The sequence below is a fragment of the Cupriavidus taiwanensis LMG 19424 genome (assembly GCF_000069785.1).
GTDB lineage: Bacteria > Pseudomonadota > Gammaproteobacteria > Burkholderiales > Burkholderiaceae > Cupriavidus > Cupriavidus taiwanensis.
In genome coordinates, this window is record NC_010530.1 from 1984084 (window position 1) to 2009391 (window position 25308).

Below are 25308 nucleotides of genomic sequence, written 5' to 3' on the forward strand. Positions count from 1 at the left end.
CATGGGCCGCCACGCACGGCGTCACGCAAACAAGGAGATTGCACCATGCAGGCAATCCATGAATACGACTACATCATCGTCGGCGCCGGCTCGGCCGGCTGCGTGCTGGCGGCGCGGCTGAGCGAGGACGCCGGTGTCTCGGTGCTGCTGCTGGAGGCCGGCGGCCCCGACTGGCGCCTGGACTGGCGCACGCAGATGCCGGCCGCGCTGGCGTATCCGCTGCAGGGCACCACCTACAACTGGGCCTATGTCACCGAGCCCGAGCCGCACATGAACAACCGGCGCATGACGCAGGGCCGCGGCAAGGGCCTGGGCGGGTCATCGCTGATCAACGGCATGTGCTATATCCGCGGCAATGCGATGGACTATGACGGCTGGGCGGAAACCCGGTCGCTGGAGAACTGGAGCTACGCCGACTGCCTGCCCTACTTCCGCAAGGCCGAGACCTACGACAAGGGCGCCAACGACTACCACGGCGGCAACGGCCCGCTACACGTGACCACGCCCAAGGCCGGCATCAGCCCGCTGTTCGACGCCTTTATCAAGGCCGGCGAGCAGGCCGGCTACGGCCGCACCGACGACCTCAACGGCTTCCGGCAGGAAGGTTTCGGCCCGATGGACCGCACCACCACCGCGGGTGGGCGCCGCTGCAGCACCTCGCTCGCCTACCTCGACCAGGCCCGCGAGCGTCCCAACCTGACCGTGCATACGCGTGCGCTGGCCGACCGCATCCTGTTCGCCGGGCAGCGCGCCATCGGCGTGTCGTATCTCCAGGGCGACCACGTGCGCGAAGCCCGGGCGCGGCGCGAAGTAATCGTCAGCAACGGCGCGATCGCGTCGCCGCAGCTGCTGTTGCGCTCCGGCGTGGGCAATGCCGACGAACTGCGGGCGTTCGGCATCGATCCGGTCGTCGACCTGAGGGGCGTGGGCGAAAACCTGCAGGACCACCTGGAGATGTACCTGCAGTACGAATGCACCAAACCGGTCTCGCTGTATCCGGCGCTGCAGTGGTGGAACAAGCCGGCGATCGGCATCGAGTGGTACCTGCGCGGCACCGGCACGGCGGCGTCCAACCACTTCGAGGCCGGCGGCTTTATCCGCAGCAGCGACGAGTTCGCCTGGCCCAACCTGCAGTACCACTTCATCCCGCTGGCGATGAACTACGACGGCAGCAACCCGGTGAAGTCGCACGGCTTCCAGTGCCACGTGGGCTCGATGCGCTCGCCCAGCACCGGCTTCGTCAAGCTGGCCAGCCGCGATCCCCGCGTCAAGCCCCGCCTGTTGTTCAACTACATGGCGCACGACGTCGACTGGCGTGAGTTCCGTGCCGGGGTGCGGCTGACGCGCGAGATCATCGGCCAGCAGGCGATGGACCAGTTCCGCGGCCGCGAGATCAAGCCCGGCATGATGGTGCAGAGCGACGCCGAGATCGACGCCTTCGTGCGCGAGCATGCCGAGACCGCGCTGCATCCGTCCTGCACCTGCAAGATGGGCGACGCCTCCGACCCGATGGCCGTGGTCGACAACCAGGGCCGCGTGCACGGGCTGTCGGGCCTGCGCGTGGTCGACGCGTCGATCATGCCGAAGATCGTCACCGGCAACCTGAACGCGCCCACCATCATGATGGCCGAGAAGCTCGCCGACGTGATCCGTGGCCGCGCGCCGCTGCAGCGTTCGACCGCGCCTTACTACAAGGCGACGCCCGCGCGCATGCAGACGGTGGCGGAGCGCGGGCAACCGCCTGCCGCGCGCATGCCGCTGCCGATGCCTGCCTGACCCCAGCGGCGCGGCGCGCGGGCCTTCGGCCCGAACCCTGACTGCGGCACCTGTGCTGCCGGGACCAGCGTCCCGGCGGGCAGCGTGCGCCCGGTCGGACGCGCCGCGCCTCCACCCCCACCAAAGCCGGCAACCCAACACACAAACCCAGACCGGCTGCACGGAGGAGACACAACCATGTTGCGCAAAACCTTTGCCGCCAGACCAGCGCTGTCCTGCGCCCTGTCAGGCGCCTTGCCTCTGCTGCTGTGCCAGGCGCTGCCCGCGCTGGCGCAGGCCGACGGTGACACTACGCTGGCTGTCGCGCCAGTGCCGCAGGTCACCGCCACCGTTCCGCCCGCCGAGGCCGCCGCGGCAACTTCGCCCTGGAGCGCCAACATGACGCTGACGTCCCAGTACGTGTCGCGCGGTTTCCGCCAGACCTGGGGCAAGCCCGCGGTGCAGGGCGGCGTCGACTACAGCCACCCGAGCGGATTTTCCGCCGGCACCTGGATGTCGAGCATCAGCGACAAGTTCATCGAGGGCGGCACGGTCGAATGGGACCTGTATGCCGGCTATACGGGCAGCGTCGGTGACTTCGTCTATGCGGGCCAGGTCTACTACTACCTCTACCCCGGCGCGAAGCTGCAATACGCGCAGACCAAATACAACTATGGCGAAGCGGTCGCGTCGCTGACGTACAAGTGGTTCAACGTCAAGTACTGGCTGACCTATACGCCCGACTACTTCGGCTACAACAGCGCCTCGCTGCTGTCCGGCAACGACCTGCACAGCCGCGGCTCCGGCTACCTGGACATCAACGGCACCTTCGACCTGGGCCATGGCGTCACGCTGCTGCTGCACTACGGCCAGGAGCGCGTGCGCAACTTCGCCGCCTACAGCTTCCGCGACGTGCGCGTGGCGCTGTCCAAGGCCTTCGAGGGTGGCTGGACCGTGACCGGCGCCTACACGCGCGGCTGGGGCCGCACCGACGTCTACGACAAATACACCACCGGCGCGCTGGATTCCTCCGGCAATCCGTCCGTTTCCAATCCGCTGAAAAGCACGTTCCTGGTCTCGCTGACCAAGACGTTCTGACGGCATTCATCAACCGCTGTACCACTGCCTGACGAAGCACACCACCATGGCCTCCCTGGGTCTTACCGACGCAACCGGACTTGTCGGCGTTGCCGCCTACGTTGCCGCGCATTTTGCCGTGCAGGTCCTGCACAAATCCCCGACCGGCAGGCTGGCCGTCGTCCTCAACGTGATCGGGCCGAGCTGCATCCTGATCTCGCTGGCGGGCGCGTTCAACCTCGCGTCGTTCCTGACCCAGTGCTTCTGGCTGGTCCTGACATTGCTGGGCTGGTGGCGCAATCGCCGGGCCGGACGCGCTGGGCGCCCGCTGGTGGAAACGCTGGGCGGCCCGCGCCCCGGACAGCCCGTGCAGCAGTAGCAAAGCGGGACGTCCGGGCACTTCGCAGCGCGATACAAAACTTCCGTTGCCTTGGCCCGGCGCCGTTCCTATACTCACCAAAACACCGTAGGTGATCTAATTTACTTTTGGTAAATCAACAGACCGGGATGCCAGGCGCCCTGCGAATCGGGCAACTGGCAACCCGGGATGACAACAGGAGACAACCATGAGAAACGCCCCCAGAATCCCCGCCAGACATTCCCGACCGTCGTAATCCCGGCAGGCAGTACCGCAACGTACCCACCCAGACCGCAGACGGCAGACCGTGACGGAGCCTAGCTCCCGCAACACGGCGACCCGGGAAGCAAGGAGACATCGTGTATTCACAGAAAGACGTGCTGTCGCTCGGCGCGCAGGCGCCGCTCGCCCCCGCGCAGCAACCGCAGCAGCAAACCCAGCAACAAGCCCCATCGCATGAACTGCAGCGCACGCTGACCTGGAAGGACGCCTTCTGGGTCACCAGCGGCGTGCCCGCGGGCGTGCTCTTCACCATCGGCGGCGTGTCCGCCACCATCGGCAACCCGGCCTGGGTGATCTGGATCCTGGCCATCCTGGTCGGCTTTGCCCAGTGCTTCGTCTACGCCGAGATCTCGGGCCTGTATCCGCACAAGTCGGGCGGCGCGTCGGTGTACGGCGCGATGGGCTGGGTCCGCTACAGCAAGTTCGTCGCACCGGTTTCGGTCTGGTGCAACTGGGTGGCGTGGTCGCCGATGCTGGCGCTCGGCACCAGCCTGGCGGCCGGCTATATGCTGAGCGCGCTGTTCCCGGCCGATTCCGTCATCAACACCTGGCAGCTGACGCTGGTGGACCTGGGCTTCGTCAGCAAGGGCCTGACGCTGCGGGTGAATTCCACCTTCCTGCTCGCCACCGCGTTCCTGCTGATTACCTTCAAGCTGCAGCACAGCGGCGCCTCCGCGGCGGCGACCACGCAGCGCATCCTGGGCATCGCCTCGCTGACGCCGCTGGTGGTGATCGCGCTGGTGCCGCTGTTCACCGGCGACATGCCCTCGACCAGCTTCTTCCCGCTGCTGCCGCTGACGCATGACGCTTCCGGCGCCGCGGTGCTGGGCGGCTGGAACGCCGCCGGCATCAGCACGGCGATGGGCGCGATGTTCCTGGCTTGCTGGTCGACCTTCGGCTTCGAGACCGCGGTGTGCTACACCCGCGAGTTCAAGGACCCGCAGAAGGACACCTTCAAGGCGATCTTCTGGTCCGGCGTGCTGTGCCTGTTCATGTTCATCGCGGTGCCGATCGCCTTCCAGGGTTCGCTCGGTCTGCAGGGCATGCTGGCACCCGACATCATCGACGGATCCGGCGTGGGCGCGGCGATGGCCAGGTTCGTCGGCGGCGGCGCGGTGGTATTCAACGTGATCGTGGTGATGCTGGTGCTGGCGATCCTGCTGATCGTGATGACCTCGATGATGGGCTCGTCCCGCACGCTGTACCAGGCGTCGGTCGACGGCTGGCTGCCGCGCTACCTTTCGCACGTGAACGAGCACGGCTCGCCCACGCGCGCGATGTGGACGGACCTGCTGTTCAACCTGTTCCTGCTGCTGATGTCGAACTACATGGCAGTACTGTCGATCAGCAACGTCTGCTACATGATCTTCGTGTTCCTGAACCTGCAGTCTGGCTGGATCCACCGCATGGACCGTCCCGACTGGCCGCGGCCGTACAAGTGCAAGAACTGGCTGCTGGCGCTGGGCGCGTTCCTCGGCTTCTTCGACCTGGCCTTTGTCGGCGCCGGCGCCAACTTCCAGGGCGAACACACGCTGCGCAACGGCCTGATCGCCGCGCTGCTGATCGTGCCGGTCTTCATCTACCGCCACTACATTCAGGACAAGGGCCGCTTCCCCGAGTCGATGCGCCGCGACATGGAACTGCCCAACGCGCGCGCCGGCGTCCTGCCCTATGTGGCGCTGGTCGTCGGCGCGCTGGTGGTGTGGATTGCCGCCAGGCTGACGGTGATCACCTGATCGCCCTGGGCGGGCCGGCACCATGCCGACCCGCCTTCCCTCCCGCATTTCCCGCCTTTCCTGATTTCCGAGGTACCGCCATGACTGACACGCTCCGCGTACGCGTCGGCCGCGTCGAACCGCTGGCCGCCGGCATCAAGCGCTTCACCCTGCAACCTTGCGACGGCGGCGCGCTGCCTGCCTTCGACAGCGGCAGCCACGTCGTCGTCCACATGGACGGCGGACGCCTGCGCAACGCCTACTCGCTCACCAGCACGCTCGGCGAACCCGGCCACTACCAGATCGCCGTGCGGCTGGAAGAAGCCTCGCGCGGCGGCTCGCGCTTCATGCACGAACAGGTGCGCGAAGGCGATGAACTGCATATCGGCACGCCCGGCAACCTGTTCAGCCTGGACCACGGCGCCGGCCGCCACCTGCTGATCGCCGGCGGCATCGGCATCACGCCGTTCATGACGCATATCCAGGCGCTGGCCGCGCACGGCGCCGCCTTCGAGTTGCATTACTGCTTCCGCAACACGCAGTCCGCCGCCTTCCTCGACGTGCTGCCCGCCACGCTGCTGCCCGGCCAGCTGCACCGGTACGAGAGCGACAACGGCACCCTGCTCGACATCGCCGCGCTGATCGCCGCACAGCCCGCCGACACCCACGTCTACGTATGCGGCCCGGCCCCGCTCAACGATGCCGTAGTCAACGCCGCACGCGCCGCCGGCTGGGACCCCGCGCGCATCCACTTCGAGCAATTCCGCAACGAGGTCGACGCCACCGGCGGCGCCTTCGAGGCCGTGCTGCAAAAGAGCGGGAAGACGCTGCAGGTCGGCGCCGACGAATCGCTGCTGCGCGCGATCGAGAAGGCCGGGATCAAGGTGGACTGCATGTGCCGCGAGGGCATCTGCGGCTCGTGCGAGACCGCCATCGTCGAGGGCGAGGCCGACCATCGCGACCAGTACCTGTCCGACGCCGAGAAGGCGGCACAGAAGACCATGATGCTGTGCGTGTCGCGGTGCAAGGGGCAGCGGCTGGTGCTGGATCTGTGAGGGAATGGCAGAACTGCAACCTTTTGGTTGCATTTCACGGGCGGAGCTCCTACGATGCAACCATCGCGTTGCATGTTGATACCTGAACCAGGAGACCGCCCATGCCTTCCAACACCGACCGCATCGAACGCAGCATCCTGATCGAAGCCCCGGTCGCGCGCGTCTGGCACGCGCTGACCGATGCCGATACCTTCGGCAGCTGGTTCGGCGTCCGCTTCGACGGCGCCACCTTCGCCCCGGGCGCACGCGTGGTGGGCAGCATCACCTATCCGGGTTATGAATACCTGAAGTTCGATGTCCACGTCGAACGCATGGAGCCGGAACGGCTGCTGTCGTGGCGCTGGCATCCGGCGCCGCTGGAACGCGGGCGCGATTACTCGGACGAGCCGGCCACGCTGGTGGAATTCACACTGCGCGAGGTGGAAGGCGGGACCATGCTGACCGTGGTCGAGTCCGGCTTTGACCAGATCCCGCCCGAACGCCGGCAGGAAGCCTTCCGCATCAACAGCGGCGGCTGGGACGCGCAGGTCAACAATATCCGCGAGCATGTTGCCGGCGTTGCCTGAAGCGCTGCCGGACGCGCCGGAACTGCGGCAGTCCGCCGCGGTGTTTGCCGCGCTCGGCGACGAGACCCGGCTGCGGCTGGTGGCGGCGTTGTGCGCCGGCGGCGCGATGTCGATCGCGCAGCTGACGGCGGGCAGCGCCATGACGCGGCAGGCGGTGACCAAGCACCTGCAGGTGCTGGCGCAGGCGGGGCTGGTGCACGACAGCCGCGCGGGACGCGAGCGCTTGTGGCAATTCGAGCCGGGCCAGCTGGAAGCCGCGCGCCGGTCGCTGGAGGCGATCGGGCGGCAATGGGAGTTTGCGCTGGGCAAGTTGAAGATGGCGGTGGAAGGAGAGCACTAGCTGGCTTTCTCCTGTCGCCCACAAGCCGTAGAGGGAGCAAACAAGCGGTCGCTGGCTGCCTCGCAGGTCACGAAGTCCCGCCTTATCACCGCTATACTGACAGCCCGCCCATTCCAGCGAGAGGAAGCGCGCAGTGGCTGACCACGACCTGTCCAGGCTCAAGATCGACCGGCAAGCCGCCGCGGCCGGCGTGCGTCTGCGCCCGCGGCGCCGATGGCTGCGCTACGCGGCCATCGCGGTGGTGCTGCTGGCGCTGGCCGGCATTGCCATCCGGCTGGCCAGCCCGCGGCCGGTGCAGACCGCCACCGTCACCTCGGCCTTCCCTACGCAGAACTTCACGCTGCTGAACGCCACCGGCTATGTCGTGCCGCAACGCAAGGCGGCGGTTGCGTCGAAGGCGCAGGGCCGGCTGGAATGGCTGGGCGTGCTGGAAGGCTCGCGCGTGAAGAAGGACGAAGTGATCGCGCGGCTGGAAAGCAAGGACGTGGCCGCGTCGTTCGCGCAGGCCCAGGCGCAGGTCCAGGTGGCGCAGGCCAACCTGGCGCTGCAGCAGGCCGAGCTGAAGGACGCGGAGGTGAACCTGCGCCGCTCCAGGATATTGATCGTGCCGAACGCGATCTCGCGCACCCAGTACGACGCCGACGTGGCGCGCTTCGACAAGGCACGGGCGTCGGTGAACAGTTCGCGCGCGTCGGTGGTGTCGGCGCAGGCCAATGCGCGCGCGGCCGAGGTGGCGGTCGAGCAGACCGTGGTGCGCGCGCCGTTCGACGGCGTGGTGCTGGTCAAGCATGCCAACGTGGGCGACAACATCACGCCTTTCTCGGCCGCGGCCGACACCAAGGGTGCGATCGTCACCATCGCCGACATGGAAACGCTGGAAGTCGAAGCCGATGTCGCCGAATCCAATATCGCCAGGATCCGCGTCGACCAGCCGTGCGAGCTGCTGCTCGATGCCCTGCCCGGCCTGCGGCTGGCCGGGCAGGTCTCGCGCATCGTGCCGACGGTGGACCGCTCCAAGGCCACCGTGCTGGTCAAGGTGCGCTTTGTCGACCGCGATGCGCGCGTACTGCCGGACATGAGCGCCAAGATTGCCTTCCTGTCGCGCGCGGCCACCGCGCAGGACCGCCAGCCGGTGGTCGCGGTGCAGCCGGCGGCAATCGCCACGCGCGACGGCCGCCAGGTGGTCTACGTGGTGCGGGACGGCAAGGCGCACGAGATGACGGTCAAGACCGGCAACAAGCTGGGCGAACTGGTGGCCGTGCAGGGCGTCAAGCCCGGCGACGTGGTGGTGCTGTCGCCCGGCGACCAGATCGGCGACGGCAGCCGCGTCGCCACGTCCAAGCCATGAGGGGCGCCGCATGAGCACGGCGCCGCTGGTGCAGATCGCGCACGTCGCCAAGTCGTACCGGCGCGGCGTGCAGACGGTGCCGGTGCTGACCGATATCTCGCTGGAGATCGGCGAAGGCGATTTCGTCGCGCTGATGGGCCCCTCCGGCTCGGGCAAGAGCACGCTGCTGAACCTGATTGCCGGCATCGACCGGCCCGACAGCGGCACGCTGCGCGTCGCCGGGCTGGACATCACGCAGCTGCCGGAAGCGGCGCTGGCCGACTGGCGCGCCGCCAATGTCGGCTTTATCTTCCAGTTCTACAACCTGATGCCGGTGCTGACCGCGTTCGAGAACGTCGAGCTGCCGCTGATGCTGACGCGCCTGCCGCGGGCGGAGCGGCGCGCGCGCGTGGAACTGGTGCTGGACATGGTCAACCTGGCCGACCGCATGAGCCACTATCCGTCGGAGCTGTCGGGCGGCCAGCAGCAGCGCGTGGCGATCGCGCGCGCGCTGATCACCGACCCCGCGCTGATCGTCGCCGACGAGCCCACCGGCGACCTCGACCGCACCTCGGCGGCCGAGATCCTGGCGATGCTGCAGCGGCTCAACGCTGATGCCGGCAAAACCATCATCATGGTCACGCACGATGCGCACGCCGCCGCCGCGGCCGGCTCGCTGGTCCACCTGGAGAAGGGGGAGCTGATCCGTGGCGAGCCGGCGTAGCCTCCATTCACCATGTACGCGCTCAAGCTGATCGCCCGCAATGCGCTGCGGCACAAGCTGCGCACCACGCTGACGGTGTTCGGGCTGGTGATCGCGGTGCTGGCGTTCGGGCTGCTGCAGACCGTGATCGATGCCTGGTATGCCGGCGCCTCGGCCGCCTCCAGCGCGCGGCTGGTCACGCGCAATGCGATCTCGCTGGTGTTTCCGCTGCCGCTCAGCTACGAAAGCCGCATCAAGGGCATCGACGGCGTGACGATGGTGGCGCGCTCCAACTGGTTTGGCGGGGTCTATCGCGATCCCAAGAACTTCTTCGCGCAGTTCGCGGTGTCCGACAACTACCTGGACCTCTACCCCGAATTCATTGTCCCGGATGCGCAGCGCGCCGACTACCAGCGCGACCGCAAGGGCGCGCTGGTTGGGCGCCAGCTGGCCGACCAGTTCGGCTTCAAGGTGGGCGACGTGATCCCCATCAAGGGGACCATCTATCCCGGCACCTGGGAGTTCGTGGTGCGCGGCATCATGGACGGGCGCGACGAGAGCACCATCACGCGACAGATGGTGTTCCACTGGGAATACCTGAACGAGACCGTGCGCAAGCGCACGCCGCGCCAGGCCGACCAGGTCGGCGTCTATATTTTGGGCGTCGGCAATCCCGACAACACCGCGGCGATCTCGCGCCAGGTCGATGGCGTGTTCCGCAATTCGCTGGCCGAAACGCTGACCGAGACCGAGCAGGCCTTCCAGCTGGGCTTTGTCGCCATGTCCAACCAGATCATCGCGGCAATTCGCGTGGTGTCGTATGTGGTGATCGTCATCATCATGGCGGTCATGGCCAACGCCATGGCAATGAGCGCGCGCGAGCGCACCGTGGAATACGCCACGCTCAAGGCGCTGGGCTTCGGCCCCGGCTTCCTGGCGCTGCTGGTGTTCGGCGAATCGCTGGCGCTGTGCGTGGCCGGCGGCGCGCTCGGCATGCTCGCCACGCCGCCGGTGGCCAGCGCTTTCAAGCAGGCGGTAGGCGGCGTATTCCCGGTGTTCACGGTGTCGCCGCAGACCATGCAGTTGCAGGCGGCGTGCGCGCTGGCGGTGGGTATCTTTGCCGGCATCGTGCCGGCGGTGCAGGCGGCGCGCGTGCGCATCGTCGAGGGCCTGCGGGCCATCGGCTAGCGCGAGGAGACCGCCATGGCCATCCCGCTGACCTATATCGCGCGCAACCTGTGGGCCAGGCGCCTCACCACCGCGCTGACCGCGGCCGGCCTGGCGCTGGTGGTCTTTGTCTTCGCCACCATGCTGATGCTCGACGCCGGGCTGAAAAAGACGCTGGTCACCACCGGCGAGCACGACAACGTGGTGGTGATCCGCAAGGGCGCCGAGACCGAGATCCAGAGCGCGGTCAACCGCGACCAGGCCAGCATCATCGAGATGCATCCGGCCGTGGCCATGGGCCGCGACGGCCGCCCGCTGGCGTCGCGCGAGGCCGTGGTGCTGATCTCGCTGACCAAGGCCAGCACCGGCCAGCCGTCCAACGTGGTGATCCGCGGCATCTCGCCGGCGGGCATGGACCTGCGCCCGCAGGTGCGGCTGGTGGCCGGGCGCATGTTCCGCCCGGGCTCGTCCGAGATCATTGTCGGCAGCAGCATCGCCCGCGGCTTTGCCGGCGTGCAGATTGGCGGACACTTGCGCTTTGCGCAGCGCGACTGGACGGTGGTGGGACACTTCGACGCCGGCGGCAGCGGCTTCGACTCCGAGATCTGGGGCGACGTGGACCAATTGATGCAATCGTTCCGGCGCAACGCGTATTCATCGATGGTGGTCAGGCTGGCCGATTCCGCGCTGTTCGACCGTTTTCGCGCCGAGCTCGACGTCGATCCCCGGCTTGCCGACGAGGCCAAGCGCGAGCAGGCCTTCTACAGCGACCAGTCCAAGGCCCTGTCCGGCTTTATCAATATCCTGGGCTTCACGCTGTCCACCATCTTCTCGATCGCGGCGATGATCGGCGCCATGATTACCATGTACGCGTCGGTGGCCAACCGGGTGGCGGAAATCGGCACGCTGCGCGCGCTCGGCTTCCAGCGCGCCAGCGTGCTGGCCGCGTTCCTGGCCGAAGCCGCGCTGCTGGGCCTGGTGGGCGGCGCCGCCGGCCTGGCCTGCGCGGCGCTGATGCAATTCGCGTCGTTTTCCACCACCAACTTCCAGACCTTCGCCGACCTGTCGTTCCGCTTTATCCTGACGCCGGCGATTGCGCTGCAGACGCTGGCGTTCTCGATGGCGATGGGGCTGGCAGGGGGATTCCTGCCGGCGGTGCGGGCGGCGCGGATGAATATTGTGGAGGCGTTGCGGGCGCGTTGATGGTTGATGCTACGCCGCCCGCTGGTTTGCTCCCCTCTCCCGCAAGCGGGATAGGGAGTACGCAATCGGGAGTTGGAAATTTCCAGGGCGTCTGCCAGCGGCTCCAGCACCCTTGCGTGGCCCATCCTTTCCTTGCCTTCTCCCCGGTGTCCGACTACAACCCGTAGTGATGCATGCTACGCGTCAGGACGCCCCCGATGAACCTTGACCTGCTGGCCTCATTGCTGACCGCCGTGGTGGTGCTGTTGATCGGTACGCTGGTCAACCGCAGCGTCGGCGTGCTGTCGCGCTACAACATTCCCGATCCCGTCACCGGCGGCCTGCTGTTCGCGATCGTCGCGTCGACGGCGCTGGCGACGGTGAACTTCCGCGTGGTGATCGATCCCGGCATGAAGCCGGTGCTGTTGCTGATGTTCTTCGGCGGCGTCGGCCTCTGCGCGGACTTGCGCATGCTCAGGCGCGGCGGCAAGGCGCTGGTCATCTTCCTGATCATCCTGCTGCCCTATATCGTGGTGCAGAACGTGGTGGGCGTGGCCATGGCGCGGGTGCTGGACCTGCACCCGATCTTCGGCCTGGTGGGCGGCTCCATCACGCTGGTGGGGGGGCACGGCACCGGCGCCGCTTATGCCGAGCGCTTTGCCGAGGTGAACAACCTGCAGGCAGTGATGGATCTGTCGATGACGGTGGCCACCGTCGGCCTGATCGTTGGCGGCATCATCGGCGGACCGGTGGCGCAATACCTGATCTCGCGCTACCGCCTGCGCTCGACCACGCGCGAGGCCGGCGACACCGAGGAGGAAGCGGCGGCGGTCTCGGCGATCACCACCGTGGGCGCGCTGGCGTCGCTGGCCGGGATCCTGGCCGCGGTGATCGGCGGGCGCTGGATCGCCGCGCAGATGCCGACCGGCGCCATCACCATCCCGGGCTTCCTCTGGTGCATGATGCTCGGCATCGCCATCCGCAACCTGCTGCCGTTTGCCGGCATGCGCTTCGACGACCGCGCCACCGACCTGATCACCAATGTCTGCCTGTCGCTGTTCCTGGTGATGACGATGATGGCGCTGGACCTGGCCGACGTGGCGCTGTCGGCCGGCCCGTTCCTGCTGATCATCGCGATGCAGGTGGTGTTCATCATTCTCTACGTGGTGCTGGTGTGCTTCCGCTTCATGGGGCGCGACTACGAGGCCGCCGTCAGCTCGGCCGCGTTCATCGGCTTCAACATGGGCTCGACCGCCACCGCCATGGCCAATATGCGCGCCATCACCGCGCGCTACGGGCCGGCGCCCACCAGCTTCCTGATCACGCCGCTGGCCGGGGCGTTCTTCGTCGACCTGATGAACGCGTTCGTGCTGACCATGATGCTGGCGCTGCCGCTGATCGGGGGCTGAGATGGGAGCTGAGATGCGGCGCCACGCCCTGCTGACCTTGCTGTTCGCCGTGCTGGCCAGTTTCTGGCTGGCGGGATGCGGCGGCGGCCCGGCCGCCGACGGCATCCGCGCCGGCGTCGAAGAGCGGCTGGCGCTGGCGCTGCCGCCGGGCACGGTGCAGGTGGTGGAGCTGGACCGCCGCGGCTCGCAGGCCGACACCAAGGCCCCCGCCGGCGAGACCCGCCGCATCGTCTATTTCGACGCGCAACTGAAGCTGCTGCGCGACTATGACTTCGGCGCCTGGGATTCGCCCGGCGTGGCCGGCCTGGTGTCGGCGCTGGGCGCGGGCCCGCGCGGCATCATCGGCATCACCAGCGGCGGCAACAAGGCCGGCGATATCATCCGCGCCCACGGCACGGCACTGTACCGGCGCGACGGCGAGCGCTGGGTCGGCGTGCTGCCGGCTGGCTACCGCCCCGCCGAGGCCCCGGCCGTCGCCACCAATGCGCAGACCGGCCCGGCGGCGATCCTCGACGCGATGCGCAAGGTGATCGACTCGGTGCAGAAAGATGCCTCGCCGGCGCAGCGCGCGGTGATCGAGCAGGAGCTGACCACCGCGCACGCCAATATCCGCGCACGGCTGGCGCGGATCAACGAGGGCTATGCCATCGCCGCCGGCGCCGAGCACGGCCAGTACTTGCGCTTTGCGCAGGCGCTGGTCGCCGGCACGCGCGTGCGCGCGATCCCGCTGGTCACGCACGGCGGCGAAGAGAACCTGCGCCTGCTGCGCGCGGGCAAGGTCTCGGTGGCGCTCGCGCAGGGCGATGCCGCGCTGGATGCCTACGAAGGCAAGGACGCCTTCGCCGAGGACGGCCCGCAAGCCTCGCTGCGCGCCATCGGCAGCCTCTATCCGGAGCCGGTGCACGTGCTGGTGCGCGACGGCGATCCGGCGCGATCCGTGTCTGACCTGCGCGGCAAGCGCATCGCGGTGGGCGAGCGCGGCTCGGCCTCGCGCGGCACCGCGCTCCGCGTGCTGGCCGCGCACGGGCTGGCGGACAAGGACTTCAAGGCCGAGGAAGTGGGGCTGGGCACCGGCCTGGTGGCGCTGCGCCAGAACCAGGTCGACGCCGTGATCCAGGTGATCGGCGTGCCGGCCGACAGCATCCGCGATGCGCTCGCGGAAATGCCGCTGCGGCTGCTGCCGCTCGACGAAAAGGCCATCGCCGCGCTGGTGGGGCGCAAGGCAGGCTATTTCCGCGCATCGATCGCACCGGGCACCTATCCGGGCCTGAGCGCGCCGGTGCGCACCATCGCCACCGCGGCCGTGCTGGTGACCGGCCCGGACCTGTCCGACTCCGAAGTGGCCGACCTGACGCGGCTGGTCTACCGCAACGGGCGCGACCTGGTCGCGCGCGGCAGCGCCCAGGGCGGACAGATCGCCGTGGCCACGGCGCGCCAGGGCCTGATGATTCCGCAGCATCTGGCGGCGGCCAAGGCGCTGGACGCCATGGGCCCGGCCGGCGCCGCGCCGGGCCCAGCACGACCTGTCCGGCCGCCGGCAGCGTCCGGGACACAAGTCAGATAAGGGATGCGCTGGCCGGCTCAGCGCCGGCCCGATACGCCGTAGAACGTTCCTGCGCGTGGATTAGACACCACATAAGCGTGGCGCTGCGCCCAGAACTGTGCGGTACGGAAGGCTTCGGCCTCGCGCTCGCTCCAGTCCGTTGCCAACAACGGCAGGGCCTCGTCATCAGTGGTCAGGTAGACGCGCGCCTGATAGCGGGCGGTTTGCATCGTGCCGGTACGGATAGTGCGGATCGTGACGTGGAGGGTCATAGGCAGCTTCTCGACAGGGCAACTACCAGATCATAACCACTTCCATGTGTTGGATTGGTGAAACCGTTGCGAATGTGCCAAGGGCGCCGCCAGCCATCGCGCTGTCAGGTTCCGCCGCCTGCGCCGACATACCGGCGTGATCGTGCCCCCCCGGAGCCAGACATGACCGCCAGGCCATCCATCCTCGTCCTGACCCACCTCGCCATGCTGGCCGTCGGCTTTGCCGCCGGCGTCTATGTGCTGCCGATCCTGACGGCGCAGCCCGGCGCCAGCGCCGGACAGGTGCAGGCGATATCGCAACAGGCGCGCTATGCCGGCACCTTCCGCAAGGACCTTGCCGGCAGCGACGCGCTGCACTGGGCCAGCGGCCGGCTCCATGTCTCGGCCAGCGCGCTCGCCTTCGAAGGCAGCGTGGCACCCGGGCCGGACTATCGGATTTACCTGGCACCTGCGTTCGTCGACAACAAGGAAGCCTTCCTGCGGATCAAGGACCAGTCCCTGCAGGTGGGTGAACTGAAGACCTTCGGCAATTTCACCGTGGATTTGCCGGCCGGGGTGGATCCGTCCCGGTATGCGGCGGTGGTGATCTGGTGCGAGCGCTTCGGGCAGTTTATTGGGGCGGCGGGGTATCGGTAGCCGCTGACGCCCGCGGGCACCATTGCCGGCCCGTTAGGCAGGCGTACATTTGCGCGGTGGTCACTCCGCGATCGCGATAATCTGGTTCAGTTGTTCGCACGCGGCAGCAAAGACCTCCAACGGTGCCTGTTTCCAGGGGTGAGCCCTTGCGCTTCGGGCGCGCCAGTCAAACGACTTGGGCTGGTGAGCGAGAATGTAGCTGGTCTTGCCTTTCGGCCCTTGAAACTTGATGGCAAAAGGATTGGTGTCGTTATAGGCTGCCGTGGTCATTGGCAAGCCGATTACGATGCTGGTTCTGTCATTGAACGGTCGCGGTGACAGCACCAGCATTGGATGCAAGTCCTTCATTTCGCGGCCAGCTTGCGGATTGCAGTCGATCCAGATGATGTCGCGTCGGTCGGGCACCCATATCCGGCCGGCCATTACATGGCCTCCGCACCAACGCGCGACGTAGCCATGACTTCACCGCCATGCTTGTCCGGGTCAAACAGCGCAAGCTTTTCCGCGAGCGTGAGCGCGCGGCGACCGACTGGCCGAACGGTTACGCCAATTTCATCGACGGACACCTCAACTTCCTGGCCTTCGGCGAAATGTGCCGAACGAGCCACCGCAGTCGGGATCCGGACCGCCAGGCTGTTGCCCCATTTTTGAATCGTCAAAGTCGCACTCTTCCGCATGATCAGCCCCATCAATGTCGATACGAGTATAAACATCGGCAATCCATGTTTCAACACGTATCTACTTCGGCGCCCTGCTGCGACAGGACCAGGCCCAATATTAGCCAGCCCGGCTCAAGACAAAGACAAAAAAGGGCCGATCAAGACGACCGGCCCAACGAACCCCGCAAGACCAGCCGCAGGTGTCGATATGAGCGTCAAGCACCCGCCCGTGCAGGCATGGGCGCCGGCCGGGCGGGCATCAGGCAGTCAGACTCAGAAGCGGTGACGCAGGCCGATGGTGGCGCCGGTCTGGTTCTCGCCGGCAACCACGGTGCCCACGCCGTTCAGGCCCAGCGCCGAGCCCGACTTGTTCTTCGAGTAGCCCACGTTCAGGTACACGTCGGTGCGCTTGGACAGCGAGTAGTCCGCCGACAGCACGAACATCCACGGATCCGCGTCGCTGTTGCGGGTGTCGTTGTAGTACGCCGCGCCGGTCAGCAGGAACGCCGGCGTGAAGCGGTACTGCGCGCCGGCCCAGTAGACGTTGCTGCGGGTCTCGGCCGCGGTGGCGCTGGACACGCCGTCGTCGCGCAGCCAGCGGTAGCCCGCGAACACCTTGGCGCCGCCGAAGGCGTAGGCCGCGCCCACGGCCGCGCGCTTGGCGGCGCGGTCCTGCAGCGCCACCGTGCCGCCGTGGAACTGGTCGTAGGCCGCGCCGACCGAGAAGCCGCCCGCCGCATACGACAGGCCGCCGCCGAAGTTGCGCCCGACCTTGGTCTCGCCCGGGATTTCGGTGTTGTCGCGGCCGAAGCTGTAGAAGCCGGTGGCGGTCAGGCCGCCGAACTTGCCGGTGTACTTGACGGCGTTGTCGGCGCGGCCGTTGAAGGCCGAGTCGACGCTGTTCAGCGAGTAGCGCGGGCCCACGCCCATCGGGTCGAAGGCGCCGAACAGGTCGTACAGCGCGTTTTGCTGGCGGCCCAGCGTGACCGCGCCCCAGCCGCCCTGCAGGCCGACGTAGGCCTGGCGGCCGAACAGGCGGTTGCCCTGGCCCGAGGTGCCGGTGTCGACGTCGAAGCCGCTTTCCAGCACGAAAATGCCCTTCAGGCCGCCGCCCAGGTCTTCGGTGCCACGCAGGCCCCAGCGCGAACCCGACAGGTTGCCCGAGTTCAGGCGCACGGCCGTGCCTTCGGCGCCGCCGCTGCCCGGCACGTTGCTGATCACTTCGACGCCGGCATCGACGATGCCGTACAGCGTCACGTTGGACGTGGATTGGGCCGACGCCACCCCGGATGCGGCCGACGCGGCCGCTGCTGCCGTCATTGCAAGGAGAGCTTTCTTCACTGTAGTTTCTCTGTGTTCTGTTTGAGGCACGACACCGCACCGGACCCAGGGCCGCGATCGCCATGGCGAGTCATGGCAAGCCATGCCGATCGGGGCCCAGCCGGGCAACCCGGCAACGGCGCATCGTCCGCACGAGTGGCGGCCCGGGCATTGTGGCGGCGCAATATGAAAGCTTTGTGACCTATGCTTCGCAGCAGCAGGTGGCGCATCGCCGCCGGCTGGGGGTTTTCCCTGTAACCGGCAGGAACGTTTTGGTAGGATGCAGGCTTTTCCGACGACGGTAATGCCAGTGTCCCGTGCCGCCCCGCGCCCGTGCCTCAACCGCTTCGCCTCATGAGGCTGGCTGAGATCAAGACCCGGCTTGCCCCGCTGCTTGCCTCATTCCCCGCTTCACTGCCCGTCCCCGTCCGGCAAGGCCTGACCCGGCTGGCGGCGCGCACCGCGCGCGCCGGCCTGACCCGGCCCGGCACGCTGCGGCCCACCTGGCGCGGCCTGCTGGCCGGCCTGGCCGCAATACCGGCGGCGTTGCTGCTCTACGTGCTGGTGCTGATTCCGTTCACGCCGGGCATCAGCGACATCCGCAAGGCCAAGTCCGAACAGCCGGCGCAGGTGCTGTCCGCCGACGGCAAGGAGCTGGCGGTGTTCAAGTGGGCCAACCGCGACTGGGTCCCGCTCAAGCAGATCTCGCCCAACGTGGTGGCGGCGCTGATCTCCACCGAAGACCATCGCTTCTACCAGCACCACGGCCTGGACTGGCGCCGCATCGCCTCGGCCGCGCTGCATACGTTTTCCGGCGACCGCCAGGGCGGATCGACCATTACCCAGCAGCTGGCGCGCAACCTCTACCCCGACGAGATCGGCCGCGCCCCCACGCTGACGCGCAAGCTCAAGGAAGCGATCACCGCGCTGAAGATCGAGGCGCTCTACACCAAGGACGAGATCCTCGAGACCTATCTCAACACGGTGCCGTTCCTGTACAACGCGTTCGGCATCGAGATGGCGGCGCGCACCTACTTCGACCGCCCCGCCCGCTCGCTCGACGTGCTGCAGAGCGCGACGCTGATCGGCATGCTCAAGGGCAACAGCTACTACAACCCCGTGCTCAACCCCGAGCGGGCGCTGGACCGGCGCAATACCGTGCTGGGGCAGATGGTCAAGCGCGGCAAGCTCGACGCGGCGCGCTACGAGCAACTGAAGAAGCGCCCGCTGCGCATCGACTTCGAGCGGCAGACCGAGCCGCCCGGTCCCGCGCCCCACTTCGCGCAGCAGCTGCGCAAGTGGCTGATCGGCTGGGCCGACCGCAACGGCTACGACATCTACGCCGATGGCCTGGTGGTCCACACCACCATCGACGCGCGCCTGCAGGCCATGGCCACGCAGGCGGTGGTGCAACAGGGCAACCGACTGCAGGCGGTCGCCAACGCCGCCTGGGCGCCGCGGGCGGGTTGGGCCGCCAACAAGCCGCTGGTGCAGGCCTTCGTGCGCGAGACGCCGGAATACCGCGCGGCGGTCGCTGCCGGCACCGCGCCGGACGAGGCGCTGCGCCACCTGATGGCCGACAGCGCCTTCCTGCGCGCGCTGCACCAGAGCAAGACCCGCATCCAGGCCGGCTTCCTGGCGATCGACCCGCGCAACGGCGAGATCCGCGCCTGGGTCGGCAGCCGCGACTACACCCAGGACGCGTTCGACCACGTGCAGCAGGCGCGCCGCCAGCCGGGCTCGACCTTCAAGCCCTTTGTCTACGGCGCTGCCTTTGACGAGGGCAAGACCCCCGACGACACGCTGGTGGACCAGCCGGTGGAAATCGAGCTGGCCGGCGGCGAGATCTGGCGCCCCAGCGACGAAGGCCGGCCCACCGGCCGCGCCATGACGCTGCGCGATGGCCTGGTCTATTCGCGCAACACCATCACCGCGCAGCTGATGCAGGAAGTGGGCCCCGCGCGCGTGGCGCGGCTGGCGCGCAACATGGGCGTGCGCGACAGCCAGCTCGACGTCGTGCCGTCGCTGGCGCTGGGCACCAGCCCGGTCACGCTCAAGGAAATGGTGGCCGCCTACGGCACCATCGCCAATGCCGGCGACTACATCGCGCCGACCATGGTAACGCGCATCGAAGACCGCCAGGGCAATGTGCTGCAGGTGTTCCGCCCGGCGCGCGCCGAGCACGCGCTGTCCGCCGCCGCCACGCAAACCCTGCTCGACGTGATGCGCGACGTGATCGACCGCGGCACCGGTGCCGGCATCCGCTCGCGCTTCGGCATCCGCGCCGACGTCGCCGGCAAGACCGGCACCACCCAGGACAATGCCGACGGCTGGTTCATCCTGATGCATCCGGAGCTGGTGGCGGGTGCATGGGTCGGCTTCAACGACAGCCGCATCACGCTGCGCAGCGACTACTGGGGCCAGGGCGCGCACAGCGCGCTGCCGATGGTGGGCGACTTCTACCAGCGCGCGCTGCGCGCCCGCATCATCGACGGCCGCGCCCGCTTTGCCGAACATGAAGAGACGCACTTGCTTGCGTCGCTGGGCACGCAGCTGCGGGGCTGGTTCAGCCAGCTGTTCACGCGCGACAAGGCCAGCGAGACCCCGGCACCGCGCCCGGCGCCGCGCCGCCCGGCCTTGCCGCCGCAAGAAGCCGAGATCGCGCCGCCGGCAGGCGCGGCCTCTGCTGCGGTGGCGGACGCAGACCACGATGAATCCAGCCTGGCGCTGGATCGGGGGGAAACGGTGATGGCGGTGCCGCCGGGTTTCGCTACGGACGCCTCCGCGGCACGCGCTGGGGATCCACCGGCGGCGTCGGCGGCGCCGGTGTCGCCAGCGGCTTCAGGTTCGGCCGCCTATCCGGGCGTTTCCGCCGGTCCCGCAGTCCCGGTCCCACCAGCGGTGCCTGCGCCTGCTGCCCCGCCCGCTTATGTTCCATCCACCAATGCTCCGGCGCCGGCAAGCGGCGCCTTGCCCAACGCTGCACCGGGCTGACGCTGGAACGCATCTTCCAAACGAGTCGCGAACGCAATGCGTCGACGTCGCCCCTATCGGGAGTCCGTTGCGCTGAGGTTGCCCTTGGTCGCTCTTTCACACCAACCCGATATCCCGCCCCGCCACCCCCGGAAACACCTGCGCCAGCCGCGCCGCATCGAGCCCGTACAACCTGCGGAACAGCGCGCCCAGCAGCGCCCGGTACTCGTTGCGCACCGGCCAGTCGCGATCCTGGTTGAGCGTGGCGGCTTCCACCGCGACCTGCTCGCCGGCGATGCGCCCGCCGCGCACGGTGCCACCCAGCACCCAGTAGACCGTGCCGTGGCCATGGTCGGTGCCGCGCGTGCCATTTTCGCGGAAGGTGCGGCCGAACTCGGACAGCACCACCACGGTGGTCTTGTGCCATGCGGGGCCCATCTCCGCGGCAAAGGCGGACAGGCCGCGGCCAAGGTTGTCGAGCAGCCCGGCCAGCTGGCCCTGCGCGCCGCCCTGGTTGACGTGGGTGTCCCAGCCGCCCACGTCGATAAAGCCCAGGTTGAAACGCTCCTGCATCAGCCCCGCCATGCGCCGGGCCTCGACCTCGAAGCCGCGCGCGCTGAGCGCGCGGCGGCTGGCGGCCTGCATCTCCTGCTGGCGCGACGCCATGGTGGCCGGGCCGGCGCCGGCCATGCCGCCCATGCCACCGCCTGGCGCTTCCGCCTGCGCCTGGCGCGCGACGGTCTCGCGCAACTCGAAGCCCTCGTCGATCAGTGACTCGAAACGTGTGCCGCGATACATCTGCGCCAGCAGCCTGGCCTGGCGCGCGTCGAAGGGCGCGCGGCCGGTGCCCTTCAGCGAGACATTGGGCACGTCGCGCGGGCCGGACAGCACCAGTGGCAGCCCGTCGGTGAACGCCACCGGAGCGGCCTGGCCGCCCATGGCCTGTGCCAGCCGGTTGAGGAAGCCGCTGCCACGCAGCGCGGCCACGGGCTGGCGGCTTTCGTCATGGCCGGGCAGGCCGGCCTCGATGCCGTCCTGGGTCTCGAAGTGGCTGCGCGACAGGTCGTGCGTGCCGGCAAACGGCACGAAGGCCAGCTGGCCCTGCTGCCACAACGGCAGCAAGGTCGGCGCCAGCGCCGGGTGCAGGGCCCAGTCGCCTATCCCCCGCGCGGCGTTGTCGGCGCCAAAGGCGGATGCCAGCGCCACCGCGGCCTTGGGGTCGGCGTCGGCGCCCGGCGCGGGCGGGCGGCGGATGGCGATATTGGGCCGCGCCGCGTAGTAGAAATCGCTGCCGGCCGGCACCAGCACGCTGGCGGCGTCATAGCCGCCGCGCAGGAATACCAGCAGGAAGCGCGCATCGGCCTGCGCGGGCAGCGCATAGACGCGCGAGGCGATGGCGGGCAGTGCCAGCCCCAGCGCGGCGCCACCCATCGTCCTGAGCCATTGTCGGCGTTGCATGGTGCTCTCCGTTGCCTTCAGCGCTGCATCCATTCGGGCGAAGCCAGCAGCATCGTGTTCCATTCGGCCTGCGACTCGGCCTGGGCCAGCGCGGCGCGCGTGGCGGGTCCCAGAGTGGCGTCGATGGCCTCGTAATACAGCTTGTTGCCGATCGTCGGGAAGCGCGCGCCGCGCGGCACGGCGCCATCGCCCGCGAACAACCCCGCCGGCCCGGAGCCGATCGCCCGCGCAATCTCGAAGCGCCGCACCATCTGCCCCGAACTGGCCCACGCGCTTTCCGCCGAGGGGTAGCCGTCGGGGGCCACGTGGCCGTACAGCGGCTCGCCGAGTTGGTTCAGCCAGTTCATCACCGGGCGCAGGTTGGCCACCGGGCGGCCCTCGTACGCCAGCCGCAGCGACGACACCACATAGACCATCGGATCCTTGAACTTGCGCGGGGACAGGTCCGCTTGCCGGTCCAGTTCGGGCGCCAGCAACATGGTGCGCAGCACCGCGGCGATATCGCCGTCGGTACGCGTGAAGGTCTGCGCCATGCGCTCGACCAGCGCGGCAGGCGGGCTGTCGGCGATAAAGTGGGCCGCCAGCCGGGCACTGACAAAGCGCGCCGTGGCCGGCTCGCGCGCCAGCATCGACACCGCGCGCGCCACTTCGTCCAGGCCGGACGGCTCGATGCGCTGGCCCAGCAGCATCTTGGCGCCGAAGTCGTGGCGCGCGGGATGGAACTCGAACAGCCCGTCGCTGCGGTACAGGCCGGCGCGCGCCGGCGGCAGCCTGGGCAGCGGCGTGCCGCGCAGGTTCACGCCCACGCCGGTCAGCACGCGCGCCAGTTCCTGCACGTCCTGCTGCGTATAGCGCGAGCCGCTGGGCCCGCCGGAAACCCCCAGCGTATGCAGCTCCATCAGTTCGCGCGCGTAGTTTTCATTGACGCGGTTGACGCTGCTCTGGGCATTGTCGAGATAGACCAGCATCGCCGGCGCGGTCACCGTGGCCATCAGCAGGTCGCGGAACCGGCCCAGTGCGTGCGGGCGGATGACGCGCTCTTCGTAGTCGGCCAGCAGCAGCCCGACCTGGCCCTTGCCCGCGTAGACATTGAAATGGTTCATCCAGAACCACGTCATCTGCTCGCGCAGCTGCGCCGGGGAATACAAGGCGCGCAGCAGGTGGCGCCGCGCCACATCGGCCACGATCTCGCGGCCCTGCAGGTTGAGCGCCTGGCGCGCCTGCTGGCGGCTGGCGTCGTCAGGCAGGGCGTCGATGCGCTGGCGTGCCTCGCGCGCGGCCTGGACCTGCGCCGCGGCGCCGTCGCGCAGGTTGGGCAAGGCGGCAATGGCGGCGGCCAGTTCGGGAGGATCGGCCAGAGGCATCGCCAGTTGCTGCGCGAGGAAGCCCTTGCGGCCCAGCCGGCGCAGCGCGTCCAGCGAAGCCTGGTCGGCGCCATAGGTGACGGTATTGAGCCAGCGCAGGTCGGCGGCTGTGGCGCCATGGCCGTCGGCGTTGCCGGCCCCGGCCGTCAGTTGGGCACAGCCGGCCAGCGACGCGGCCAGCGCCAGCGCGACGGCGGCGCCCCACGCGGCGAGGCGCCCGCGGCCGGGCGGTATCGGATGCTGCGCTGGATCCATGTGGTTCCCCTCGTCCGGTTCGATCCCCATCACCATGTTACGTGGCAAGCCCGCGCCGGTTGACGGCCCGATGCCGCGCGAGTGTTACCAATGCTTTCAGCGGGCGATTGCCGGATTTGCCAAGACAGCGGCGCCGCGCCTCGCTAGCCTTGCGTCTTGTCCTGACCATCCCGCCTCCGCGGTGGAAACACCTGCCCGCATGCCCCGCCCCCTGTCCACTGCCGCCTGGCTGCCCGCCGCGGCCTTTGTCCTGATCTGGTCCACTGGCTTTATCGTCGGCAAGGCGATCGTGCCGCTGGCCGATACCAGCCTGTTCCTGCTGGGCCGCTTTGCCGTGGCCGGGCTGATGTTCGTGGGCTGGTCGCTGGCGGCGCGCGCGGCATGGCCGCCGCTGCGCGAGGCGCCGCGCCACCTGCTGGCCGGCGCGCTGATGCAGGGCCTCTACCTGTGCGCCGGCTACGGCGCCATCGCCCAGGGCCTGCCGCCGGCGATCATGGCCCTGCTGGGCGCGCTGCAGCCGCTGCTGACCGCGCTGCTTGCCATCCCCCTGCTGAAAGAGCTACCTTCCAGGCGGACCTGGCAAGGGCTGGCACTGGGTGCGCTCGGCGTCGCGCTGGTGGTTGCACCGGCGATGCAGGCCGGCCTGGACGGCGCGGCCCGCCCGCTCTCGCCGTGGATCGTGCTGCTGGGCGTGCTGGCCATTGTCTCCATCACCATGGGAACCCTCTTGCAGAAGACCGCCATCGCCACCTGTGACCTGCGCGCCAGCTCGGCCTGGCAGAGCCTGGGCGCCCTGCTGGTCGCCGCCGCGATGGTGGCGGTCCAGGCAGCCGGCGCGCCGCTGCACTGGCACGGCGCGCCAGCACTGTGGGCCGGCCTGGCCTGGGCTGCCGTGGGCCTGTCCGGCGCCGGCACCTGGCTGCTGGTCAGCCTGGTGCGGCGCGGCCAGGCCGCCAATGCCGCGGCGCTGATGTTCCTGGCGCCGCCGCTGGCGGCGCTGCAGGCCTGGCTGCTGTTCGGCGAGCGCCTGAGCGGGGTGCAGGCGCTGGGCATGGCGGTGGCCGGGGCCGGCGTCTGGCTGTGCCAGACCCGGGGCAGGATGCGGCATGCCGAAGCCCGCTGAAATCCGCGCCGCGCCGCTGGTCGAGCACCGGCACTACCGGCCGCAACCGGAGGGCCACGAGCACGGCTACCACCAGCTGCTGTTCGGCCTGGCCGGCGCCAGCGAACTGGAGCTGGACGGGCACGTCTACCGGGTGGACGACCGCACCGGCCTGGTCGTGCCGGCCGGCAGCCATCACGACTACATGGGCCACGACGGCAACCTGCAGCTGGTGGCGGACTTCCCGGCCCGGTCGGTGGCGCTGCCGGCGCGGCTGATGGCGCGCCCGCGCGCCTTCGCGCTCGACGGCGCCTTCGGCAGCCACGTGCGCGCGCTGGCGGCGCGGCGTGCCGCGGCCGCGGCGCGCGGACCGCAGCGCGACTGGCAACTCGCGGCCACCCTTGCCGCGGCGCTGGCGGACCGCCTCGGCATACCCGCCGACCGCGACGTGTTCCCGCTGTCGGCCGTAGACGCCTACCTGCGCGCCAACCTGTCCGCGCCGCTGCGCGTGCCGGAACTGGCGGGGCATTTCGGCTGGAGCGTGCGGCGCTTCCAGACCCTGTTCGCCGAGGCCTTCGGCGATACCCCGCACCGCTACCAGACCCGCCTGCGGCTGGACCGCGCGCTGCAGTGGCTGTCGAACTCAGCGTTGCCGCTGGCCGAGATCGCGCTGATGTCCGGCTACCCGGACCAGACCACCTTCACGCGCAGCTTCACCCGGCGCTTCGGGCTGCCGCCGGGAGCGTGGCGGGCGGCCACGCCTGGCTGAGACCGGGCTGCCGACTGCCTT

At 68.9% G+C, this 25308-nt stretch carries 23 protein-coding genes; 17 read left to right on the top strand and 6 right to left on the bottom strand.

Going from position 1 to position 25308, the window contains the following annotated elements:
• Positions 1–45: 45 nt before the first annotated feature.
• From betA to RALTA_RS24470, 13 genes are all read left to right on the top strand, one after another.
• Positions 46–1776 (top strand): choline dehydrogenase, encoded by a 1731-nt coding sequence (betA, locus tag RALTA_RS24410; protein ID WP_012356629.1) that lies wholly within the window; start codon positions 46–48, stop codon positions 1774–1776.
• A 177-nt stretch (positions 1777–1953) separates the two neighbouring features.
• A complete protein-coding gene (locus tag RALTA_RS24415) occupies positions 1954–2853 on the top strand; it encodes a TorF family putative porin (protein WP_041232617.1) in 900 nt (299 codons plus the stop codon).
• A gap of 46 nt (positions 2854–2899) precedes the next feature.
• Positions 2900–3211, top strand: a complete 312-nt coding sequence (locus RALTA_RS24420) for a CBU_0592 family membrane protein (protein ID WP_012356631.1) — start codon at positions 2900–2902, stop codon at positions 3209–3211.
• Positions 3212–3549: 338 nt separating this feature from the next.
• Entirely contained in the window at positions 3550–5208 is a 1659-nt protein-coding gene (locus RALTA_RS24425; protein ID WP_012356632.1) for an APC family permease, read from the top strand.
• A gap of 80 nt (positions 5209–5288) precedes the next feature.
• Positions 5289–6242: a PDR/VanB family oxidoreductase gene (locus RALTA_RS24430; RefSeq protein ID WP_012356633.1), complete on the top strand. Its 954-nt coding sequence runs from the start codon at positions 5289–5291 to the stop codon at positions 6240–6242.
• Between the two features lie 101 nt (positions 6243–6343).
• Positions 6344–6808, top strand: coding sequence for an SRPBCC family protein (locus tag RALTA_RS24435; protein ID WP_012356634.1), 465 nt, complete (start codon positions 6344–6346; stop codon positions 6806–6808).
• Positions 6789–7148: an ArsR/SmtB family transcription factor gene (locus tag RALTA_RS24440; protein ID WP_025585381.1), complete on the top strand. Its 360-nt coding sequence runs from the start codon at positions 6789–6791 to the stop codon at positions 7146–7148. The genes RALTA_RS24435 and RALTA_RS24440 overlap by 20 nt, the downstream gene beginning before the upstream one ends.
• 133 nt (positions 7149–7281) lie before the next feature.
• The gene (locus tag RALTA_RS24445) at positions 7282–8496 is read left to right on the top strand and encodes an efflux RND transporter periplasmic adaptor subunit (RefSeq protein WP_012356636.1); all 1215 of its coding nucleotides are present in this window, start codon (positions 7282–7284) and stop codon (positions 8494–8496) included.
• A gap of 10 nt (positions 8497–8506) precedes the next feature.
• Entirely contained in the window at positions 8507–9199 is a 693-nt protein-coding gene (locus tag RALTA_RS24450; protein ID WP_012356637.1) for an ABC transporter ATP-binding protein, read from the top strand.
• Positions 9200–9211: 12 nt separating this feature from the next.
• The gene (locus RALTA_RS24455) at positions 9212–10366 is read left to right on the top strand and encodes an ABC transporter permease (RefSeq protein ID WP_012356638.1); all 1155 of its coding nucleotides are present in this window, start codon (positions 9212–9214) and stop codon (positions 10364–10366) included.
• A 15-nt stretch (positions 10367–10381) separates the two neighbouring features.
• Positions 10382–11548: an ABC transporter permease gene (locus RALTA_RS24460; protein ID WP_012356639.1), complete on the top strand. Its 1167-nt coding sequence runs from the start codon at positions 10382–10384 to the stop codon at positions 11546–11548.
• A gap of 197 nt (positions 11549–11745) precedes the next feature.
• A complete protein-coding gene (gltS, locus tag RALTA_RS24465; protein WP_025585385.1) occupies positions 11746–12936 on the top strand; it encodes a sodium/glutamate symporter in 1191 nt (396 codons plus the stop codon).
• A 13-nt stretch (positions 12937–12949) separates the two neighbouring features.
• Entirely contained in the window at positions 12950–14500 is a 1551-nt protein-coding gene (locus RALTA_RS24470) for a TAXI family TRAP transporter solute-binding subunit (RefSeq protein WP_041232618.1), read from the top strand.
• A 17-nt stretch (positions 14501–14517) separates the two neighbouring features.
• Here RALTA_RS24470 and RALTA_RS24475 read toward each other — a convergent pair whose 3' ends face one another.
• A complete protein-coding gene (locus tag RALTA_RS24475; RefSeq protein WP_012356642.1) occupies positions 14518–14751 on the bottom strand; it encodes a hypothetical protein in 234 nt (77 codons plus the stop codon).
• A gap of 162 nt (positions 14752–14913) precedes the next feature.
• On the opposite strand from RALTA_RS24475, the gene RALTA_RS24480 reads away from it, so the two are divergent.
• Positions 14914–15387, top strand: a complete 474-nt coding sequence (locus RALTA_RS24480; protein WP_012356643.1) for a DM13 domain-containing protein — start codon at positions 14914–14916, stop codon at positions 15385–15387.
• Positions 15388–15447: 60 nt separating this feature from the next.
• On the opposite strand, the gene RALTA_RS24485 is transcribed toward RALTA_RS24480, so the two are convergent.
• From RALTA_RS24485 to RALTA_RS24495, 3 genes are all read right to left on the bottom strand, one after another.
• A complete protein-coding gene (locus RALTA_RS24485; RefSeq protein ID WP_012356644.1) occupies positions 15448–15810 on the bottom strand; it encodes a type II toxin-antitoxin system PemK/MazF family toxin in 363 nt (120 codons plus the stop codon).
• Positions 15810–16064 (bottom strand): AbrB/MazE/SpoVT family DNA-binding domain-containing protein, encoded by a 255-nt coding sequence (locus tag RALTA_RS24490; RefSeq protein WP_012356645.1) that lies wholly within the window; start codon positions 16062–16064, stop codon positions 15810–15812. Before RALTA_RS24490 ends, RALTA_RS24485 begins: the two co-directional genes overlap by 1 nt.
• A gap of 255 nt (positions 16065–16319) precedes the next feature.
• Entirely contained in the window at positions 16320–17387 is a 1068-nt protein-coding gene (locus RALTA_RS24495) for a porin (protein ID WP_012356646.1), read from the bottom strand.
• 333 nt (positions 17388–17720) lie between these two features.
• On the opposite strand from RALTA_RS24495, the gene RALTA_RS24500 reads away from it, so the two are divergent.
• A complete protein-coding gene (locus RALTA_RS24500) occupies positions 17721–20360 on the top strand; it encodes a penicillin-binding protein 1A (protein WP_012356648.1) in 2640 nt (879 codons plus the stop codon).
• Positions 20361–20456: 96 nt separating this feature from the next.
• Here RALTA_RS24500 and RALTA_RS24505 read toward each other — a convergent pair whose 3' ends face one another.
• Together RALTA_RS24505 and RALTA_RS24510 are read right to left on the bottom strand one after the other, a co-directional pair.
• The gene (locus RALTA_RS24505; protein WP_012356649.1) at positions 20457–21797 is read right to left on the bottom strand and encodes a DUF1501 domain-containing protein; all 1341 of its coding nucleotides are present in this window, start codon (positions 21795–21797) and stop codon (positions 20457–20459) included.
• Positions 21798–21814: 17 nt separating this feature from the next.
• A complete protein-coding gene (locus RALTA_RS24510) occupies positions 21815–23416 on the bottom strand; it encodes a DUF1800 domain-containing protein (RefSeq protein WP_012356650.1) in 1602 nt (533 codons plus the stop codon).
• Positions 23417–23615: 199 nt separating this feature from the next.
• Between RALTA_RS24510 and RALTA_RS24515 the strand changes: the two genes are divergently transcribed.
• Both RALTA_RS24515 and RALTA_RS24520 read left to right on the top strand, forming a co-directional pair.
• Positions 23616–24539 carry a DMT family transporter gene (locus tag RALTA_RS24515; RefSeq protein ID WP_012356651.1) on the top strand — a complete coding sequence of 308 codons (924 nt, stop codon included), beginning with the start codon at positions 23616–23618 and terminating at the stop codon, positions 24537–24539.
• The gene (locus RALTA_RS24520; protein ID WP_012356652.1) at positions 24523–25287 is read left to right on the top strand and encodes a helix-turn-helix transcriptional regulator; all 765 of its coding nucleotides are present in this window, start codon (positions 24523–24525) and stop codon (positions 25285–25287) included. Before RALTA_RS24515 ends, RALTA_RS24520 begins: the two co-directional genes overlap by 17 nt.
• Positions 25288–25308: the final 21 nt, after the last annotated feature.